This is a genomic window from Streptomyces griseoflavus, from assembly GCF_014649995.1.
Classification (GTDB): Bacteria; Actinomycetota; Actinomycetes; order Streptomycetales; family Streptomycetaceae; genus Streptomyces; species Streptomyces griseoflavus.
The window spans coordinates 13,187-32,287 of sequence record NZ_BMUC01000028.1; the positions used below are offsets into that span (position 1 = coordinate 13,187).

Sequence of the window (19,101 nt, forward strand, 5' to 3'; positions counted from 1 at the left end):
CGGGGGAGTCCGGAGCGGAAGGGTGAGCGGAATGAGCGAGACGGCGACGGCACGTCGCAGCCGGATCACCCCCGAGCGCGAGGCCGAGCTGTACGGGGCCGTGCTCGAACTGCTCCGTGAGGTCGGGTACGACGCCGTGACCATGGACGCCGTGGCCGCCCGCACCCGCTCCAGCAAGGCCACCCTCTACCGCCAGTGGGGCGGCAAGGCCGAGCTGGTGGTCAGAGCACTGCGCAGCCAGAAGCCCGGCAGCATCGCCGACATCGACACCGGCACCCTGCGGGGTGACCTGCACGCCATCATCGGGCGCGAGGACGACTGCGTCATGGCGCGGAACGCGGCGCTGATGCGGGCCCTGGCCATGGCGGTGCACCACAACGACGATCTCCGCCGGGCGTTCAAGGAACTCCTGGTCGAACCGGAGATGGAAGAGTTCCGGCGGATGATCGGGCGCGCGGTCGACCGGGGCGAGATCCGCCCCGACAACCCGGCGCTGGACTACATGGTGCACATGCTCGTCGGCGCGTTCGCCACGCGGACACTGATCGACGACCTGCCGCCCACGCGGGAGTTCCTCACCTCGTACATCGACGCCGTGGTCCTCCCCGCCCTCGGCGTGTCCTCTCACTGACCGTCCCCCAGGTCAGCCGACCCAAGCCAGTCACCACCTGACGTCCCCGCTCACGTCGTCGGGCTGATCAACCCTGCCCCGAAGCAACCTCGACCTGACCGGGAGTACGCCCTCGTGGCCACTTTCCTCTACCGACTCGGCCGGTTCGCCTTCAGGCGACGGCACTTCGTAGCCCTGTTCTGGGTGGCGCTGCTGGCGCTCGCGGGCGTCGGCGCGGCCGGCGCCCCCGCGGCCGGCAACTCCTCCTTCTCCATCCCCGGCACCGAGGCCCAGAAGGCCTTCGACCTGCTGGAGGAACGCTTCCCCGGCTCCAGCGCCGACGGGGCGACCGCACGCGTCGTCTTCAAGGCGCCGGACGGCGAGAAGATCACCGACGCCGGCAACAAGACGACCGTCCAGGACACCGTCGACGCGCTCGGCGGCGGCTCCGAGGTCGCCCGCGTCACCGACCCCTACCAGGGCGGCGGCGTCAGCCAGGACGGCGGCATCGCCTACGCCTCGGTGACCTACGAGGTCTCCGGCATGGAACTGGAGGAGACCTCCCGCGATGCCCTGAAGGCCGCCGCGCAGGACGCCCGCGACGCCGGCCTGACCGTCGAGATCGGCGGTGACGCCCTCCAGGCCATGCCCGAGACCGGCACCGCCGAGATCATCGGCATCGGCATCGCCGCGATCGTCCTCGTCATCACCCTCGGCTCCCTGCTCGCCGCCGGGCTGCCGCTGCTCACCGCGGTCATCGGCGTCGGTATCGGAGTCGCGAGCATCACCGCCCTGGCCAGCACCCTCGACCTCGGCTCCACCACCTCCATCCTGGCCTCGATGATCGGCCTCGCGGTCGGCATCGACTACGCGCTGTTCGTCGTCTCCCGCTACCGGGCCGAACTGGCCGAGGGCCGCGCACGCGAGGAAGCCGCCGGCCGCGCCGTCGGCACCGCCGGCTCCGCGGTGGTCTTCGCCGGCCTGACCGTCGTGATCGCCCTGGTCGGCCTGTCCGTCGTCAACATCCCGATGCTGACGAAGATGGGCATCGCCGCCGCCGCCACGGTCGCCATCGCGGTCCTGATCGCCATCACCCTGATCCCCGCCCTGCTCGGCTACGCCGGCCGCCGGGTCCGCCCCGCCGGCGAGAAGAGCAAGCTGCTCGGCGGTGGCCGCGGCGACGGCGGGAAGAAGGCGGACCGTCCCAACATGGGCACCCGCTGGGCGAGCTTCGTCGTCCGCCGCCCGATGGCGGTGCTGCTGCTCGGCGTGGTCGGCCTGGGCGCCGCCGCCGTCCCGGCCACCTCTCTCGAACTGGGCCTGCCCGACGACGGCTCGCAGCCGACGTCCACGACCCAGCGCCGCGGCTACGACCTGCTCTCCGAGGGCTTCGGCCCCGGCTTCAACGGCCCGCTGGTGGTCGTCGTCGACGCCAAGGGCAGCGACGACCCGCAGGCCGTTTTCCAGCAGGCCGGCGAGGACATCAAGGGCCTCGACAACGTCGTGAACGTCTCGCCCGCCCAGCCCAACAAGGCCGGCGACACGGCGACGATCACCGTGATCCCCGACGCCAAGCCCTCCTCCGTCACCACCGAGGACCTGGTCCACGACATCCGCGACGCCGGCGCCGGCATCAAGGCCGACAGCGGTGCCGACGTCCTCGTCACCGGTGCGACCGCGATGAACATCGACGTCTCCCAGAAGCTCAACGACGCGCTGGTGCCGTACCTGGTGCTCGTGGTCGGCCTGGCCTTCCTGCTGCTGATCGTGGTGTTCCGCTCGATCCTGGTCCCGCTGAAGGCGGCCCTCGGCTTCCTGCTCTCCGTGCTCGCGGCCCTCGGCGCGGTCGTCGCGGTCTACCAGTGGGGCTGGCTGTCCGGCCTGATGGGCGTCGAGGAGACCGGCCCGATCATGTCGATGATGCCGATCTTCATGGTCGGCGTGGTCTTCGGACTGGCCATGGACTACGAGGTCTTCCTCGTGACCCGGATCCGGGAGGCCTACGTCCACGGCGAGAACCCCCGCCAGGCCGTGGTGACCGGCTTCAGGTACAGCGCCCGGGTGGTGACCGCCGCCGCGGTGATCATGATGGCGGTGTTCGCCGGCTTCATCGGCTCCAGCGACTCGATGGTCAAGATGATCGGCTTCGGCCTCGCCGTCGCCGTCCTCTTCGACGCGTTCGTCGTCCGCATGGCGATCGTCCCGGCCGTGCTGGCCCTGCTCGGCAAGAAGGCCTGGTGGCTGCCGAAGTGGCTGGACCGCGCCCTGCCCAACGTGGACGTCGAGGGCGAGTCCCTGAGCGCCCACGGCGACCCGAAGAACGAGGACAAGGAGCTCGTACGGGTCTGACGGCCCGGACGCGCACATGAACCAGCCGGTGAGGGCTCCGTGGGGACGGGGTGCCCTCACCGGCTTCTTCCGTGCCCCGGGCCGCGGGAGTTCCGGAACCCCGCGTCAGGTCTCGTCTACTGTGGAGCGGTGTCCGACGTGAACGCCCCAGGCCGTCAACTGCCCCTCGTCGACGGTGTGGATGACGTGGCGCGTGCGCACCCGACGGCTCGCCGGTGTCGTCGGCGCCCACGGCCGCCCCGGGCCGGCGTGCGCGAGCGCACTCCGTGACCCCGGCCGTCACCGCGGCCGTGCTGCTCGCCGCGGTGACCCACGCCGGCTGGAACGCCATCGCGCACCGCATCACCGACAAGCTCGTCGGATTCACCCTGATCTCCGGCGGCGGGCTGCTGATCGGACTCGCGGCGCTGCCCTTCGTCCCGGTCCCGGCGGCCGGGGCCTGGCCGTACCTGCTCGGCTCGGCCGCGATTCACCTGGTGTACTACGCCCTGCTGATGAAGTCCTTCCGGCTGGGCGACTTCGGGCAGGCGTACGCCATCGCCCGGGGCAGCGCGCCCCTGGTCGTCACCGTGCTGGCCGCCGTGTTCGCCCACGAGGTGCCGGACGGCTGGGCCACCGCCGGGATCGCCCTGTCCTGCGCGGGCCTGAGCGGCGTCGCCCTGTGGGGACTGCGCGGACACCGCCCCGACTGGGCGGCGGTCGGGGCGGCGCTGGCCACCGGCCTGACCATCGCCGTCTACACCGTCGTCGACGGGCTCGGCGTACGCGCCTCCGGCTCGTCGGCCGGCTACGTCGCCTGGCTGATGGCCGTGCAGGGAACGGCGATCCCGGCCTACGCCCTCTGGCGCTGGCGGGGCGGGACGGCCGCGCGCCTCCGGCCGCACGCCGGACTCGGACTCCTCGGCGCCGCCCTGTCCGTCTTCGCGTACGGCCTCGTCCTGTGGGCCCAGACCCGCGCCGCCCTCGCCCCCATCGCGGCCCTGCGCGAATCGTCGATCATCGTCGGCGCCGTCATCGGGGCGGTGTTCTTCAAGGAGCGGTTCGGCGCGCCGCGGATCGCGGCGGCCGGGCTGCTCGTCGTCGGGATCGGGCTGATGCTGCGCACGGGGTGAGGACGGGCGGCGGTGCGCCTACGGGCGCGGGGGTGCGGCCGTTCGGGGGGAGGAGCACCCTGGAGTGAGAGGAATTCCGGAGGTGATCGTCATGACGCACACCGCAGTGGGATGGCATGTGGAGCTGGAGTTCATGGAGGACGACCAGCGCACGCGCGCGGCCGCGATGGTCCGGCTGCCCGACGGGACCGAAGTACGCGCGCACGGGCACGCCAACCGGCACCACACCGACGCCAATCAGCCCCGCGTCGGGGAGGAGATCGCCGGTGCGCGGGCGCTGAACGAACTCGCCCTGCAGATGCTGACCAAGGCGCACGGCGAGATCGACGACGCGTCGGGGCGGACGTCGCACGCCATCCACATCTGAGGACCCGGGAAGTACCGGAGCAGGTTCCGCCGAGAACCCGGGGAGTGCCGGAGCAGGTTCCGTCCGCCCGTCGGGGCCGGCAGGCGGCCCGGGGCGCGGGCCGCCCGGCCGGCCTCCGCCGTCATCCGGTGCGGAAGACCCTGCCGCAGCTCTCCTCGACCGTGTCGGCGAAGGTTCGCACGAGCGGCGGCAGCGCGTCCCAGCGGCGTACGGCCCAGCCCGTCCAGAGGGCGGGCAGGTCCGGGACGGGGATCAGCCGCAGACGGGGGTGGGCGGGGCCGTGCCAGCCGGGCAGGTCGGGGACGACGGCGTGACCCAGGCCGAGTTCGGCCAGCAGGATCGCGGTGTCCCAGTCGGCGACGCTGGTGTCCGAGGCCGGCTCGATGCCGGACGCCGCGAACCAGGCGTCCAGCCGGGAGCGGGACGTGGCGTCCTCGGGCAGTCCGATCAGCCGGATGTCGGCCAAGTCGGAGACGTCGATACGGGACTTCGCGGCCAACGGGTCGTCCGAGTTGGTGGCGAGGACCCAGGGCAGCTCGACCACGGGCCGTTGCTCGATTCCGCGGACCGGCTCGCCCAGGGTGATCCAGGCGATGTCGAGCCCGCCGGTGAGGAGGGCGTCGAAGCAGCTGCGGCTGGAGTGCGCGGTCTGGAACTCCAGGCTCACCTCGGGGTGTCGGCGGCGGAAGGCGACCACGGCCTCGGACATGAAGTGGCGGACCGTGGTCGCGCCGGTGGTGACGCGCACCGAGCCCGCCTCGCCGTGCACCAGGTCCCGCAGCCGGCGCAGGGCGTGGTCGATGTCGCCCAGACCGCCCGCTGCCGCGCCGTGCAGGAGCTGCCCCGCCGGAGTCGGTCTCACGCCCCGCGGATGACGCTCCAGCAGGGCGATGCCGGTCTCGTGTTCGAGGCGCCTGATGTGCTGGCTCACCGCGGACTGCGTGCGGGACAGGTCACGGGCGACGGCACTCAGGCTGCCGGTGCGGCACACGGCGACGAAGACGCGGAGGTCGTCGAGAGTCATGGACGGGCAAGCTACAGCTTGGAGGGAACCAAGTAAATCCTAGGATTGACTTGGTAGTTGGAGAACGCCACGATCTTCGTGGGCCCAGGGCGGCAACCCGTCGCGGGCCCGGCGCCGCTCCGGACGGCGCCGGGCCCGCGACGGGTGCCGACCCTCACCACTCCGACCCCTCGCTCACCCCGCCGGGCCCCCGCGCGCCCTCGCGGTGAGCCACGCCCGGAAGGCGACCCGTGCACGCTCTCGAAACAGCGGCCATCGCGGCAGCGGCCGTCGCGGCGGGCGGCATCAACGCCGTCGTCGGTTCCGGAACCCTGATCACCTTCCCCACGCTGCTCGCCTTCGGGTACCCGCCCGTCCTGGCGAACGTCTCCAACACCATCGGTCTCGTCCCCGGCGTCCTCAGCGCGGCCTACGGCTACCGCGGCGAACTCGCGGGACAGCGGACGAGGATGGTCAGGCTCGGCGCCGTGGCGCTCTGCGGCGGGCTCGTCGGCGCGCTCGTCCTGCTGAAGCTGCCGGCCGACACGTTCCGCGCCGCGGTACCGGTGCTCATCCTGCTCGCCTGTGTCCTCGTACTCGTCCAGCCCCGCCTCGGGACGTGGCTCCGGCGGCGCGGCAGCCACCCGCAGGGCGAGAACGTTCTGCCCGTCTCCGTCGGCGTGCTCGGGACGAGCATGTACGGCGGCTACTTCGGCGCGGCCCAGGGCGTGCTGCTCATGGGCCTGCTCGGCACGTTCCTGCCCGACGGCATCCAGCGGCTGAACGCCCTCAAGAACTACCTCGCCGCCCTGGTCAACGGCATCGCCGCCGCCGTCTTCGTCGCGGTGACGCAGGTCGACTGGGCGGTGGCGGGCGTGATCGCCGCCGGCTCCGTGGTCGGCGGCTTCACCGGGGCCCGGCTGGGGCGCCGTCTGCCGCCGGCCGTCCTGCGCGGCCTCATCGTCACCGTGGGCGTGGTCGCCTCCGTGGCCGTGCTCGTCTGAGGGCCGGACAGGTCCCGGGGCTGTCGTCGACCGGGTGGGGCCGGACCCCCCCTAGGCCGCCAGGGCCTGCCGCACCGCCCGTATGAGCGACTGGGCGCGCGGGTCCGCCGTCACCGTCCTGCGGAAGCCGTTGGTGACGTAGCCGAAGGCGATGCCCGACTCCGGGTCGGCGAAGCCGAGGGAGCCGCCGCGGCCGGGGTGGCCGAAGGACCCCGGGGCGAGGAGGGGGGAGGCGCTGCCGTGCAGCATGTAGCCCAGACCGAAGCGGGTGCCGACGACGAGGACTCGGTCGGGGCCCGCCGACTCCTCGGCGCGGGCGCGTGCGACGCCGGCCGGGTCGAGGAGGCGGACGCCGTCGACGGGGCCGATGAGTGAGGCGTAGAAGCGGGCCAGTCCGTCCGCCGTGGCGACGCCGTTCGCGGCGGGCAGGGCGGCGGCGCGGAACGCCGGGTCGTTCTGGTCCGGGAAGGGGCTGATCGCGGCGAAGGCGCGGCGGGTCAGCGAGGACGGGTCGGCGTAGGCGTCGCTGACCGCGCGCTTGGGGCGGGCGCGGAGCGTGCCGGACGGCTCGGGTCCCTCGATCCGGCCGACCGTGCCGACCCGGTGGGCCTGCGCCTCGGGCAGGCCCACCCACAGGTCCAGGCCCAGCGGGCCGGCGATCTCCGCCGCGATCCACTCGCCCGATCCCCGGCCGGTCACGCGCCGCACCAGCTCGTCGAGCAGCCAGCCGTAGGTCAGGGCGTGGTAGCCGTGGTCCGTGCCCGGCTCCCACGCGGGAGCCTGGGCGGCGACCGCCCCGGCGGCCCGCTCCGGGTCGGCCGCCTCGGCCGGGGTGAGCGGCTCGTCCAGCACCGGCAGCCCGGCGCGATGGCTCAGTACGTGCCGGACCAGCAGCCGTTCCTTGCCGTGCGCCTTGAACTCCGGCCAGTACGCGGCGACCGGCGCGTCCAGGTCCAGCTCGCCCCGCCCGTGCAGCAGCAGGAGGACGGCGGCGGCGACGCCCTTGGTCGCCGAGCGCACCACCTGCGCGGTCTCCCGCCGCCAGGGCGCGGTGCCGTCGACGTCCTTCACTCCGGCCCACAGGTCGACGACCCGGTGCCCGTCCCGGTACACGGCGACGGCCGCGCCCCGGTCCCCGAGCCGGTCGAAGTTCCGCGCGAACGCCTCCCGGACCGGCTCGAAGCCCTCGGCCACTGTGCCGTGCACGTCGACGTCCACGTCCCTGTCGGTCCTTCCGCTCGTGCGCGTACCCGCCCGCGCACACCTGCCTGTGCCATCGAATCCAACGGTGCCCGCCCGCCTGCGATTCCTGTGCGGGAGCGGCTGCGCGCAATCGTTACGAACGGCCGGGGGCGGCCGGTACCGAGCGCGGGTCGAAGCCGTACGGCAGCTCCAGGCGGTGGGCGCGCATCAGCGCGGCGTCGGCGAGCAGGTCCGCCGTGCCGCCGTCCGCCGCGATGACGCCGTCGCTGAGGATCAGCGAGCGCGGGCACAGTTCGAGGGCGTACGGCAGGTCGTGCGTGACCATGAGGACGGTGACGTCCAGGGAGCGCAGGATGTCGGCGAGTTCGCGGCGGGAGGCGGGGTCCAGGTTGGAGGACGGCTCGTCGAGGACCAGGATCTCCGGCTCCATGGCGAGTACGGTCGCCACGGCCACCCGGCGCCGCTGCCCGAAGGACAGGTGGTGCGGCGGGCGGTCCTTGAACTCGGCCATGCCGACCAGGCCCAGCGCCCGGTCCACCCGCTCCTCCAGTTCGGCCCCCTTGATCCCGGCCGCCGCCGGCCCGAACGCCACGTCCTCGCGCACCGTCGGCATGAAGAGCTGGTCGTCGGGGTCCTGGAAGACGATGCCGACCCGGCGCCGGATCTCCGCCATGTGCCGCTTGCCGACCTCCAGTCCTGCCACCGTCACCGTGCCGGTGCCGCCGGTGAGGATGCCGTTGAGGTGCAGCACGAGAGTGGTCTTGCCGGCACCGTTGGGGCCGAGCAGCGCGACGCGTTCACCGCGGGCGACCGTGAAGTCGACGCCGAAGAGGGCCTGGTGGCCGTCGGGGTAGGCGAAGGCGAGGCCGGCGACGGCCAGGGACGCGGTACTCATACGGTCCATCCCAGCAGACACACGACGAAAGCGGCGGACGGGAGGGCGAGGGCACGGCACCACTGTGCCCGGGACGCGGTCACCTCGTCGATCACCGGCATGGAACCGGCGTAACCGCGGCTCACCATGGCCAGGTGGACGCGTTCGCCGCGTTCGTAGGAGCGGATGAACAGCGCGCCCGCCGACTTCGCGAGGACGCCCCAGTGCCGCACCCCGCGCGCCTCGAAACCCCGGGACTCGCGGGCGATGCGCATGCGCCGCATCTCGTCGGTGACGACGTCGCCGTAGCGGACCATGAAGGAGGCGATCTGCACCAGCAGCGGCGGCAGCCGCAGCCGCTGGAGGCCGAGGAGCACCTCGCGCAGTTCGGTGGTGGCGGCGAGGAGGACCGAGGCGGCGACGCCCAGTGTGCCCTTGGCCAGCACGTTCCATGCGCCCCACAGGCCGTCGACGCTCAGTGACAGCCCGAGGACGTCGACGCGCTCGCCCCGCGCCACGAACGGCAGGAGCGCGGCGAACGCGACGAACGGCACCTCGATCAGCAGCCGTCTGAGCAGGAAGCCGGGCGGCACGCGGGCGGCGTAGGCGACCAGGGCGAGCAGTCCGGCGTACGCCGCGAACGCCCACATCGCCTCACGCGGCGTCGACACCACGACGACCACGAAGGCGAGGACGGCGGCGAGTTTGGTGTGCGGCGGCAGGGCGTGCACGGGGGAGTGCCCGTGCCGGTAGAGCCGGTGCGCGTGGCCGGCGCCCATGTCAGACGTTCGAGTCGTCGTGCGTGGTGGTGTCGGCGTCCCGGTCCGTGCGCCGTCCGCGGACCACCACCCAGAACACGGCGGTGCCCGCGACGACCGTCACGCCGACGCCGGTCACGCCCGCCAGGGCGCCGGAGAGGCGGGCGTTGTCGACGTCCTTGACGCCGTAGTCGGCCAGCGGCGAGTCGGCGATCGTGTGCTCCTCCGCCTTCTTGTCGATGCCGTGGTCGCCGGCCACCTTCTCCAGGCCGTCGGGGTCGGCGGAAGCGTAGAAGCTGACGAACCCCGCGAGGACCAGGGAGGTGACCAGACCGGTGACCCAGACCTTCCGCCGGGAGCGGGCGGGGGCCGGGGCGGGCTCGGGGGCGTCGGGGGCGTCGACCAGCTCGCCGTCCACCCGCAGTTTGAGTTTCGGGCGCAGCCCGCGTGCCCCGTGCACCAGGTCGGGGCGCACCGCGACGACCGCGCCGACGGTCAGGGCGGTGATCACGGCCTCGCCGAGACCGATGAGGAGGTGCACGCCCACCATGGCGGCGGCGACCTTGCCGATCGAGACGTCGGTGGTGCCGCCGATCGCGTACAGCAGGGTGAAGACGACCGCGGAGGCGGGGACGGAGACCAGGGCCGCGACGAAGGACGCGACGGTCACCGAGCGGCGGGTGCGCGGCAGCACCGTCACCAGCCCGCGGAAGAGCGGATACGCGACGACCGCCGTGGTGATCGCCATGGTGGTGATGTTCACGCCGAGGGCGGTCAGTCCGCCGTCGGCGAAGAGGACGGCCTGCATCAGCAGGACGACGGAGACGCAGAGGATCCCGGTGTACGGGCCGACGAGGATCGCGGCGAGGGCGCCGCCCAGCAGATGGCCGCTGGTGCCCCCCGCGACGGGGAAGTTCAGCATCTGGGCGGCGAAGACGAACGCCGCGACCAGCCCGGCCAGCGGCGCCGTCCGCTCGTCGAGTTCCCTCCGGGCCCCCCGCAGGCTGACGGCGATCGCGCCGGCGGCGAGCACTCCGGCCGCGGCGGACACGGGGACGTCGATGAATCCGTCAGGTGCGTGCACGCAGTCGATGGTGCGGCCAGTTGCAAACGATGCGCAAGAGCGAGGCTCTTGTTTTACCCGCCCCATACCTCGGCTGTGATATTCGCCGCTCGGAAGCGAGGGTTCCGAAACGGGTGCACGATGGAACAGGCAGTGGGTACACGAAAGACAAGCCTTCGGTGCACAGTCACTCAGCGTAAGGGGCCCACGGATGTCCGTAGTCGAGCAGTACGCGCGAGTCCACATCGTCACGGATGCCGACCCCCGGCTGGAGAACGGCGGGGCCGTCCCCGTCGTCCTGAGGTACGACCCCGAGGACGACCCCCGGTGCGTACGGGTGCGGCTGCCGGGCACCGTGCCCCGCGAGTGGGCCGTGGAGCGGGAACTGCTGGAGCGGGGTCTGCGCGGCCCCGTGACCGACGGCGGCATACGGGTGTGGCCGTGCGGCCGGGTGCAGGCCGTGGTGGAGTTCCACAGCCCGCAGGGCGTCTCGGTGGTGGAGTTCGAGACCAGGACCCTGACCCGGTTCCTGCGCGCCACGCACGTCGCCGCCGCGGAACCCGTCCCGCACTGACCCCCTGGCCGCCGCCCCCGGCCGCGTCGCTCAGCCGCCGGCCTTCAGCAGCGCCGCCACCATCGGCCCGGCCGTCTTGCCGCCGTGGCCGCCCTCCTGCACCACACCGGCGGCGGCCAGGTCACCGCGGTAGGCGGTGAACCAGCCGTTGGGCTTCTTCTGCCCGTCGACCTCGGCCGACCCGGTCTTCGCGCCCTTGTCACCGCCCACCCCGGCCATCGCCTCCGCGGCCGTGCCGGAGGTCGCCGTGTACGCCATCAGCTCCCGCAGCTGCGCCAGCGTGCCAGCCGACAGGGTGCGCGAGGCCGTCGCCAGCTTGCGCCCGTCGACCTCGGGGGAGACCAGGTACGGCTGGTGGAAGACGCCCGCCTTGACCGTCGCCGACACCGACGCCATGTTCAGCGGATTCATCCGCACCCCGCCCTGGCCGATCAGGGACGCCCCCATCGGCGCGTCCTTCTGCACCGGCACCGAGCCGTCGAAGGTGGGCACACCGACCTGCCAGTCGTTCTTCCCCAGCCCGAACACCTGCTGGGTGTGCTCGGTCAGGTCGTCGTTCTCCAGCTCGGGCGCCTGGCTGATGAAGGCGGTGTTGCAGGAGCGGGCGAAACTCGCCCGGAACGTACCGCCCTTGATCTCGAACTCGTCGAGGTTCTGGAACTTCCAGCCGCCGTAGCTGAAGTACTTCGGGCACGGGTGCTTCTCGTCCATCGAGGCGAGCCCCTTCTCGATCAGCATCGAGGCGGTGACCACCTTCATCGTGGACCCCGGCGCCAGCGAACCCTGGAACGCGGTGTTGAAACCGCGCGAGGAGTTCGCCACCGCGAGTATCTCGCCGGTCGACGGCCGCAGCACCACCACCGACGCCCGCTTCTTCGCCGCCACCTGCGCCTCGGCGGCCGACTGCAGCGACGGGTTCAGCGTCGTCCGCACGGTGCCCGGCGTGCCCTCGCTCAGCTCCAGCAGCGTCTTGTCGGACAGCTTCGCCTTCTGCGACGCCTCGCCGCGCACGATCCGCAGCTCGATCCCGGCCGCGCCGCCCGCCTTCTCCCCGTACTTCGCCCGCAGCCCGTCCAGCACCGACCCGAGGGAGGGGTACTTCTCCGTGGTCAGCTCGCCGCCGTCACGGTCCAGCGCCTTCACCGGCGGGGTGCCCGCCTCACCGGTGACGAGCCGGTCGCCGTCCTTCAATTCGGGATGCACCACGGACGGCTGCCACTCGACCCGCGGCTCACCGTCCCCGGCCCGGCGCACGACGGTCAGCGCGCTGTCGTACGCCAGCGGCTTCACGGCGTCCTCGAACGACACCGTGCCCTTCAGGGCGAAGGGGACCTTGCCGCCGGCGGCGGTGCCCGGGGTGAGGGTGAGGTTCCCGACCCGGGCGTCCTTGGCGTAGGCGGTCAGCAGGGCGGTGGCGGCCGCGGGGTCGTCCGTGGCGGCGGCGGCCTCGGACACCTGGCCGGCGGCCCAGGCGGTGAGGAAGCGTCCGGCGGCGCCGGTGACCTCGGCGGCGGACAGCGGGCCGGTCTTGACGTCCTCCCGCGCGGCGGCCGTCCGGGTGCCGTCCTCGGTGCCGGCACCGCCCCCGAGCAGCGCGTAGGCGCCGAAACCACCGCCGCCGACGACCACGGCGATCACCGCGCCGATCACGGCGGGCCTCGTCTTCCGCCCCTCACCGGCTGCGCGCACTCTGTTCCCCACTGGTTTCCGTTCCTCCGCTGCCTCGCCGGGGCACCCGCTGACCCGCGTGGCTCGTGTGGCGCTCGTGTCCCCCCTGGGCGCTTCGGTGCGCCGCGACGCACCCCACCCTAGAGTCCTGTCAACCGTGCGGTGTGATCAGCTGCCCGCTCGTAGCACGGCTGCGACAATCGGGCCGGCCGCGTCGCCGCCGTGTCCGCCCTGCTGGGCCATGGCCGCCGCCGCCACATCACCCCGGAAGCCGGTGAACCAGCTGTCCGACGTGGCGTTGCCGTCGACCTCCGCGGAACCCGTCTTCGCGCCGATGTCACCGCCGAGGCCGGCCATGGCCTCCCGCGCGGTGCCCTGCGTCGCGGTGAGCCGCATCATCTGCTTCAACTGGGCGGCCGTGCCCGCCGGGAGGCCCTTGGCCCGCGCCAGCTGCCGGTCGTCGAGCTCCGGGGAGACGAGGTAGGGCTGGCGGAAGGCGCCGGTGATGGCGGTGGCCGTCACCGAGGCCATGTTCAGCGGGTTCATCTGCACCTGGCCCTGCCCGATGGCGTTCGCCGCCCGGTCGGGACCCTCGACGGCGGGAACGCTGCCGTCGAAGGAGGCGATGCCGGTCTTCCAGTCGTCCCGGCCCAGCCCGAACCGTTCCTGCGCCTCCCGGGTGAGGGACTGGGAGGTGAGCGGCTGCTCGTCGACGAGCTTGACGAAGGCCGTGTTGCAGGAACGCCGGAAGCTGTGGGCGAGCGTGGCGCCCTCGTCGGGGTCCATGCCCTCGAGGTTCTTGAAGGTCTGGCTCTGCCACACCGCGCTCGCCGGACAGGGCGCCGGACCGTTCATCGACGTCACGCCGTTGTCTATGAGCATCGCCGCAGTGATGATCTTCATGGTGGAGCCGGGGGCGACCTGGCCCTGGAAGGCCGCGTTGAACCCGTCCGCACGGTGGTTGGCCACCGCGAGCACCTCACCGGTGCTCGGCTTCACCGCCACCACCGACGACTCGGCGAACTTCCGCACCGCCTTCTCGGCCGCCGCCTGCACCCCGGCACTGAGCGTCGTGCGCAGCTTTCCCGGCTCCCCCTCGGCGAGCGTCAGCAGCGGGGTGTCCGCGGCGGCCTCCCCCGCGGCCGACTCCCCGTGCCTGACCACCAGTTCCACCCCCGGGGTGCCCCCGGCCTGCTCGCCGTACTTCTGGCGCAGGGTGTCCAGGACCGGACCGAGCGAGGGGAACTTCTCCTTCGTCAAAACCGAACCGTCACGGCCCACGGCCTCGATGGGCGGCTGCACGGCCTCCCCGGTGACGAGGGTGTCGCCCTCCTTCAGGTCCGGGTGCAGCACGGACGGCTTCCAGTCGACCAGCGCCCGCCCGGTGGTCTCCCCGCGCACCACGGTCAGCCGGCTCTCGTAGCTCAGCGGCTTCGACTTCCCCTCGTAGGAGACGGTCGCCTTCACGGTGAACGGAACGCTGGTGCCGGTGGCCGTACCCGGAGTGATCTCGACGCCGCCGATGTGCGCCTCCTCGCCGTACCCCGCGAGCAGCCCGCCGGCCGCCTGCGCGTTGTTCGTGTACGACGCCGCCCGCTCCGGCTGCCCCTTCTCCCACGCCCCGAAGAACGCCTCGGCCGTCTTCCTGACCTCGTCCCGGTCGGGCGGCCCCGACCTCCTCGTCTCCGCCGCCCCGCCGCCGCCCCCGCCGCCGTTCACGGCCGACACGAGGTTGAACGCCCCGTACCCGGCACCGCCCACCATCACCGCGAACACACCGCCGATGACGGCGACCTTGACCCCCTTGCCCATCGGGCGTCCCCCTCCTCCGCCGGGCCCCCACGCCTTCTGAACGTGTTCAGAAAGCCCGGCGCGTCAGCACTCTATGCGCTGCGGATCCCGACCGGGGCGGCTGTTTCCGTTTGTTGTCCCAACGGAGACCCCACCCACCCCAGCCCCCGCCACCGCCCCTCGACTACACCCACGTATCCAGCCACATCCGCGCCCGCCAGCAAGACGAGCTTCGCCCATTGGTTGTCGTACAACTCACGCTCACTGGATACGTCACGGCTCCTATCCGCCCGGTGCCTTCACAGTGACCGCGCCTGACACCCGGTGCGAGCTGCGTCCCCGTACACTCCAAGGCGCCCTCGGTCGCCAGACGGGCGAGCACCTGCCGGAGCGCAGGCCGATGCCAGTTCCTTGGTCAGCGTGCGCTCGGACGCGATCTTGTCTCCGGGCTTGCCTTACGCACCGTCGAGCAAGCCGTTGGTGCAGCGTTTCGTAGACCTCGGTCGTCTTCGGTCCCATCCGCGGAACTCTCGCCGCTCCAAGGTTATGCCTATCCCCGTAAGGCAAGCCGGGGGGCGCCTGGTTTGTTCGGCCAGGAACCACCCACTCCGAGAGCTCAAACCTCGTAGGCCGGTCAACTAAATCAAGACTCGGCACCATCCACTTTTCGGATGTTCAGGACCGAGTAGAGCTTTCGTTCGCGTCCGCCAGCGAAGACGACCTTTGTTACCTCGACCTCGGCTGAGACGCGCCTGTTGAAGTACACGTCAAGCTGCCCAGTGAGCTCTTCGTCAGTGCTGGCGCGGATTATCTCGCCACTGTCGGTTCGGATTTCGACTTTCCCGCGGAAGGAGCTGGCCGTGCCCAGCCAACCCGACACGGTAACGCGTTCGGCGTCCGTGAATTCACTTTCCTCGCAGAGGTAGCGAACTCGCAGTGCTCCAGAGGGCGTCCAGTTGCTACGCCTGACGGCCCCTCCGTGGGCGCGCCAGGTTACCTGTACGCCCATGCCGGCGTCCGTAAGATCAGTGGTGAGAGCGCCGATGTGCTTCATGGCTCTCTGACCGAGCGGGGCGAGCTGCTCCGTCAGGAGATCATTGGAGGAGGTAGCGCCTTCCGAAAGGTCGACGATGTCAAGCACTTTCCCCATTGCTTCATCGAGAACCGTGTTCAGACGCCCAGGGGCCTCGCCGAACAGATCGTGCTGGTCTGCATCGATCGACGGCCCGTAAATTGTCACGCCAAATGAGGAGGGGTAAGTGGCAGTGGCGCTCAGGGTGGTGGCATCACGGATATCCCGTGGAATGGAAGCGAAGCTGGTTGGACGTCCATAGACGGCTTGAGCAACAGCGGAGACGGAATCTTGTAGATGTGTCAGAAAGGCCCCGAGTGTTGAAACGGGGACCATATGCTGAGCTGTCGGTGCCCCAGTGAGGGCCACATCGAGTCGTCGTCGCTCAGAATCATCAAGCGGGGCTCCGACGGATTGCAGGAGTCTCCTGCGCTGGACTGTGGCGAATTCTGCAGGCGTCGCGGGCGCCTCAGAGCCGCCGTGAGCGCGGTTGTTCCGGATCTGCCTCATCCACTGCCGGAGGGCGTCCTTGTCCGACGGGTCGGGCATGGGTGCGCGCGATGTCATAGCAGCACCTCTACGTAGCCTCGGCGCAGTTCACTCGGCACTGAGTGGACAGATGCGGGCTTGACGGCTTGGCACACCTCATCGTAGAGGCCAAGGTCACGAAATGACTCGCTCGTTTCGCTGTCCAGGAGGCTGGGTGCCATCTGCGATACCGGCAACCTCTTCGGAAGTCGCAAGATCAGGGCGTCGACGCGCAAGCCCGACTCCGCGCACCAGCCGGCATCGGTGAGATCGTTGAGGTCCACCAGCGTGTCGTGATCGAGCGCGTCGTAGTAACTGGCGCTGACCAGGTAGGTCACGTCCACATCGCTGGGGTCGGGCTTGCTGCTCACAAAGCTCCCTCCGACCCACATGCGGCTGATCTCCCCCACCTGCGTCTCCACCATGGTGCGGTGCGTAGACCATTCTTCCCAGATCTCGCGGCGAATCGCAGACCCTGTGGATGTAACGAGCGCGGTGTACAACTCATCCATGGAGGCTGCGTAACGGCCCGGCGGCAGCAGCCCTGTCTCAGGGTCAAGGTTGGGCAAACAGCTCAAAATGCTCGATCCCCCCTCCCGCTTGATCGGCATCGCGATCCTAGCGGCGGGACATGCCCCATGCAGCCGCTTCGATCCTCGTGACGCAGGGGGCGCGTGCCTGGGCCGTCCGGGGGCCGTCCGAAGGGGGCGGGTGTCGGCCACTGACGACCAACGGTGCCCACGACGGCGCTGAGCCGCCGTCGTGGTCACTGGCGCGTCTACGCAGTCAGACCCACGTATCCAGCCACATCCGCGCCCGCCAGTCGTCGATCGGGATCGGGGTGCCGGTGAAGATGGGCCAGAAGTAGATGAAGTTCCAGGCGATCAGCAGGGTCAGGACGCCCGCTGCCGTGGCGCCGGCGACGCGGCGGGTGTCGCCGGAGCGGGGTGGGCCGACCAGGGCGCCCAGGAGCATCGCGACGGCCAGGCACAGGAAGGGGAGGAAGACGACGGCGTAGAAGAAGAAGATCGTGCGTTCCTGGTAGAGGAACCAGGGGACGTAGCCGGCCGCGATGCCGCAGGCGATGGCGCCCGCGCGCCAGTCGCGGCGGAAGAACCACCGCCACAGCACGTACAGCAGGGCGAAGCAGCCCACCCACCACAGCATCGGCGTGCCGATGGCGAGGACCTCCTGGGCGCACTTCTCGCCCGCGTCGGCGGGGCAGCCGTCCGCGCCGGGGGCCGGCGACTCGTAGAAGTAGGACACGGGGCGGCCGGTGACGATCCAGCTCCACGGGTTGGACTCGTAGGTGTGCGGCGAGGACAGGCCGACGTGGAACTCGTAGACCTGGTTCTCGTAGTGCCACAGGCTGCGCCACCAGTCGGGGAAGAGCCAGGACCAGTCGCTGTCGCGTCCGTCGCGGGTGGCCCAGTCGCGGTAGTAGCCGCCGCTGCCGTCGGACGGGGAGAGGATCCAGCCGATCCAGGACGCGAAGTAGGTGACCACCGCGACCGGCACCGTGGACAGGAACGCCCAGCCCAGGTCGCGCCTGAGGACGGCCACCCGGGGACGCCGGGCGCCGGCGACGCGGCGCGCGCCGACGTCCCACAGCACCGCCATCACGCAGAACGCCGCCATGATGTACAGCGCGTTCCACTTGGTGCCGATCGCCAGGCCCAGCATCAGGCCGGCCGCCAGCCGCCAGGGCCGCAGTCCGAGCCGGGTGTTCTCGGCGGTCTCCGCGTCGGGCCGGGCCCGTCCCTCGGCGTCCACCGGCAGCGCCGCGGCCAGTCTCGCCCGCGCCCGGTCCCGGTCGATCAGCAGGCAGCCGAACGCCGCGAGCACGAAGAACATCAGCACGCCGTCGAGGAGCGCGGTCCGGCTCATCACGAAGTGCAGCCCGTCCAACGCCATCAGCGCGCCCGCGAGGCAGCCGAGGAACGTCGAACGGAACAGCCGCCGGCCGATCCGGCACAGCATCAGCACGGACAGCGTGCCCAGCAGCGCGGTCATGAACCGCCAGCCGAACGGGTCGAAGCCGAACATCAGCTCGCCCAGCCCGATGACGTACTTCCCGACCGGCGGATGCACCACGTACGCCGCGTCGGTGGGGATCGGGACGTCGCCGCCGGAGTTCAGGATCAGGCTGTTGGCGTTCTTGTCCCAGTTGACCTCGAAGCCCCGGTGGACGATCGCCCACGCGTCCTTGGCGTAGTACGTCTCGTCGAATATCACCGCCTTGGGGCTGCCCAGGTTCCAGAACCGCAGCACCCCCGCCAGCAGCGTCACCAGCAGTGGGCCGCCCCACGCCGACCAGCGCGTGAGGCGCCGCGCCGACAGCGGCGGCACCCCGAGCGTCGACCACAGCCGGCCCGAGGGACGGGTGTACGGCGGGACCAGACGGTCACGGACGTCCCCTCTGGGGTCCGGCGTCCGGTAGCCGAAACGACGCAGCCGCTGCTGCCACGTCTGCCGCTGCTCGAACGGCGACTGCTCCTGCCGGGTGTCCCTGGAGGACGCGGTACTGGTCACCGCGCCATCGTAGGGAACCGCGCTGTGGGAGTCCCGCGCATGGGCGGTATGCCCCGCCTCCGTCCGCAACTGGGAGGATGGGCCCGTGACCGGAACCCTCGTACTCGCAGGCACCCCCATCGGCGACATCTCCGACGCGCCGCCCCGGCTCGCCGCGGAACTGGCCGGCGCCGACGTGATCGCCGCCGAGGACACGCGCAGGCTGCGGCGGCTGACCCAGGCGCTCGGCGTCACCCCCAAGGGCCGCGTCGTGTCGTACTTCGAGGGCAACGAGTCCGCCCGCACCCCCGAACTGGTCGAGGAGCTGGCGGGCGGCGCGCGCGTCCTGCTGGTGACGGACGCCGGGATGCCGTCCGTGTCCGACCCCGGCTACCGGCTCGTCGCCGCCGCCGTCGAGCGGGACGTCAAGGTGACCGCGGTGCCCGGCCCCTCCGCCGTGCTCACCGCGCTCGCCCTGTCCGGGCTGCCCGTCGACCGGTTCTGCTTCGAGGGGTTCCTGCCCCGCAAGGCCGGCGAACGGCTCGGGCGGCTGCGGGAGGTCGCGGACGAGCGGCGCACCCTCGTCTACTTCGAGGCCCCGCACCGCCTCGACG

General features: G+C 71.6%; 17 protein-coding genes. 7 read left to right on the plus strand and 10 right to left on the minus strand.

All coding sequences use genetic code 11. The annotated features are described in order from the left end of the window. Positions 1-31 precede the first annotated feature (31 nt). The 4 genes from IE172_RS33360 to IE172_RS33375 all read left to right on the plus strand — a co-directional run bounded on the left by IE172_RS33360 (position 32) and on the right by IE172_RS33375 (position 4,438). Positions 32-631 carry a TetR/AcrR family transcriptional regulator gene (locus IE172_RS33360; RefSeq protein ID WP_190101113.1) on the plus strand — a complete coding sequence of 200 codons (600 nt, stop codon included), beginning with the start codon at positions 32-34 and terminating at the stop codon, positions 629-631. Positions 632-745: 114 nt separating this feature from the next. Next, positions 746-2,959 (plus strand): MMPL family transporter, encoded by a 2,214-nt coding sequence (locus IE172_RS33365; RefSeq protein ID WP_190101114.1) that lies wholly within the window; start codon positions 746-748, stop codon positions 2,957-2,959. A 266-nt stretch (positions 2,960-3,225) separates the two neighbouring features. Then, on the plus strand, positions 3,226-4,071 hold the full coding sequence (locus IE172_RS33370; protein WP_190101115.1) for an EamA family transporter: 846 nt from the start codon (positions 3,226-3,228) through the stop codon (positions 4,069-4,071). 91 nt (positions 4,072-4,162) lie between these two features. After that, positions 4,163-4,438 (plus strand): DUF1876 domain-containing protein, encoded by a 276-nt coding sequence (locus tag IE172_RS33375; protein ID WP_190101116.1) that lies wholly within the window; start codon positions 4,163-4,165, stop codon positions 4,436-4,438. 121 nt (positions 4,439-4,559) lie between these two features. On the opposite strand, the gene IE172_RS33380 is transcribed toward IE172_RS33375, so the two are convergent. Continuing rightward, the gene (locus IE172_RS33380) at positions 4,560-5,462 is read right to left on the minus strand and encodes a LysR family transcriptional regulator (protein ID WP_190101117.1); all 903 of its coding nucleotides are present in this window, start codon (positions 5,460-5,462) and stop codon (positions 4,560-4,562) included. Between the two features lie 230 nt (positions 5,463-5,692). On the opposite strand from IE172_RS33380, the gene IE172_RS33385 reads away from it, so the two are divergent. Next, positions 5,693-6,445, plus strand: a complete 753-nt coding sequence (locus tag IE172_RS33385; RefSeq protein ID WP_190101118.1) for a sulfite exporter TauE/SafE family protein — start codon at positions 5,693-5,695, stop codon at positions 6,443-6,445. 51 nt (positions 6,446-6,496) lie between these two features. Here IE172_RS33385 and IE172_RS33390 read toward each other — a convergent pair whose 3' ends face one another. From IE172_RS33390 to IE172_RS33405, 4 genes are all read right to left on the minus strand, one after another. Then, complete coding sequence (locus tag IE172_RS33390) at positions 6,497-7,663, minus strand: serine hydrolase domain-containing protein (protein WP_190101119.1); 1,167 nt, start codon at positions 7,661-7,663, stop codon at positions 6,497-6,499. A 118-nt stretch (positions 7,664-7,781) separates the two neighbouring features. After that, on the minus strand, positions 7,782-8,543 hold the full coding sequence (locus IE172_RS33395; RefSeq protein ID WP_229886715.1) for an energy-coupling factor ABC transporter ATP-binding protein: 762 nt from the start codon (positions 8,541-8,543) through the stop codon (positions 7,782-7,784). Next, entirely contained in the window at positions 8,540-9,301 is a 762-nt protein-coding gene (cbiQ, locus tag IE172_RS33400; protein ID WP_190101121.1) for a cobalt ECF transporter T component CbiQ, read from the minus strand. Before cbiQ ends, IE172_RS33395 begins: the two co-directional genes overlap by 4 nt. Position 9,302: 1 nt before the next feature. Beyond that, positions 9,303-10,364 carry an energy-coupling factor ABC transporter permease gene (locus IE172_RS33405; RefSeq protein WP_190101122.1) on the minus strand — a complete coding sequence of 354 codons (1,062 nt, stop codon included), beginning with the start codon at positions 10,362-10,364 and terminating at the stop codon, positions 9,303-9,305. Between the two features lie 190 nt (positions 10,365-10,554). On the opposite strand from IE172_RS33405, the gene IE172_RS33410 reads away from it, so the two are divergent. Beyond that, a complete protein-coding gene (locus IE172_RS33410; RefSeq protein WP_190101123.1) occupies positions 10,555-10,917 on the plus strand; it encodes an SsgA family sporulation/cell division regulator in 363 nt (120 codons plus the stop codon). A gap of 30 nt (positions 10,918-10,947) precedes the next feature. Here the strand turns inward: IE172_RS33410 and IE172_RS33415 are convergent, their stop codons facing one another. From IE172_RS33415 to IE172_RS33435, 5 genes are all read right to left on the minus strand, one after another. Beyond that, a complete protein-coding gene (locus IE172_RS33415) occupies positions 10,948-12,618 on the minus strand; it encodes a penicillin-binding transpeptidase domain-containing protein (protein WP_190101124.1) in 1,671 nt (556 codons plus the stop codon). Between the two features lie 135 nt (positions 12,619-12,753). Beyond that, on the minus strand, positions 12,754-14,397 hold the full coding sequence (locus IE172_RS33420) for a penicillin-binding transpeptidase domain-containing protein (RefSeq protein ID WP_190101125.1): 1,644 nt from the start codon (positions 14,395-14,397) through the stop codon (positions 12,754-12,756). 622 nt (positions 14,398-15,019) lie between these two features. Further along, a complete protein-coding gene (locus IE172_RS33425) occupies positions 15,020-16,015 on the minus strand; it encodes a hypothetical protein (protein WP_229886717.1) in 996 nt (331 codons plus the stop codon). Further along, the gene (locus IE172_RS33430) at positions 16,012-16,587 is read right to left on the minus strand and encodes a DUF6932 family protein (protein ID WP_438817033.1); all 576 of its coding nucleotides are present in this window, start codon (positions 16,585-16,587) and stop codon (positions 16,012-16,014) included. The genes IE172_RS33425 and IE172_RS33430 overlap by 4 nt, the downstream gene beginning before the upstream one ends. A 175-nt stretch (positions 16,588-16,762) precedes the next feature. Next, complete coding sequence (locus IE172_RS33435) at positions 16,763-18,508, minus strand: dolichyl-phosphate-mannose--protein mannosyltransferase (RefSeq protein WP_190101127.1); 1,746 nt, start codon at positions 18,506-18,508, stop codon at positions 16,763-16,765. An 85-nt stretch (positions 18,509-18,593) separates the two neighbouring features. On the opposite strand from IE172_RS33435, the gene rsmI reads away from it, so the two are divergent. Continuing rightward, positions 18,594-19,101: 16S rRNA (cytidine(1402)-2'-O)-methyltransferase (rsmI, locus tag IE172_RS33440; RefSeq protein WP_190101128.1), on the plus strand; the 508-nt coding region annotated here is incomplete at its 3' end.

What these genes read in the sequence shown, in the direction of transcription:
- IE172_RS33380 (WP_190101117.1), bottom strand. Translation starts at nt 5,462, where the DNA reads ATGACTCTCGACGACCTCCGCGTCTTCGTCGCCGTGTGCCGCACCGGC.
- IE172_RS33420 (WP_190101125.1), bottom strand. Translation starts at nt 14,397, where the DNA reads ATGGGCAAGGGGGTCAAGGTCGCCGTCATCGGCGGTGTGTTCGCGGTG.
- IE172_RS33425 (WP_229886717.1), bottom strand. Translation starts at nt 16,015, where the DNA reads ATGACATCGCGCGCACCCATGCCCGACCCGTCGGACAAGGACGCCCTC.
- IE172_RS33410 (WP_190101123.1), top strand. Translation starts at nt 10,555, where the DNA reads ATGTCCGTAGTCGAGCAGTACGCGCGAGTCCACATCGTCACGGATGCC.
- IE172_RS33430 (WP_438817033.1), bottom strand. Translation starts at nt 16,587, where the DNA reads ATGCCGATCAAGCGGGAGGGGGGATCGAGCATTTTGAGCTGTTTGCCC.
- IE172_RS33375 (WP_190101116.1), top strand. Translation starts at nt 4,163, where the DNA reads ATGACGCACACCGCAGTGGGATGGCATGTGGAGCTGGAGTTCATGGAG.
- cbiQ (WP_190101121.1), bottom strand. Translation starts at nt 9,301, where the DNA reads ATGGGCGCCGGCCACGCGCACCGGCTCTACCGGCACGGGCACTCCCCC.
- IE172_RS33395 (WP_229886715.1), bottom strand. Translation starts at nt 8,543, where the DNA reads ATGAGTACCGCGTCCCTGGCCGTCGCCGGCCTCGCCTTCGCCTACCCC.
- IE172_RS33360 (WP_190101113.1), top strand. Translation starts at nt 32, where the DNA reads ATGAGCGAGACGGCGACGGCACGTCGCAGCCGGATCACCCCCGAGCGC.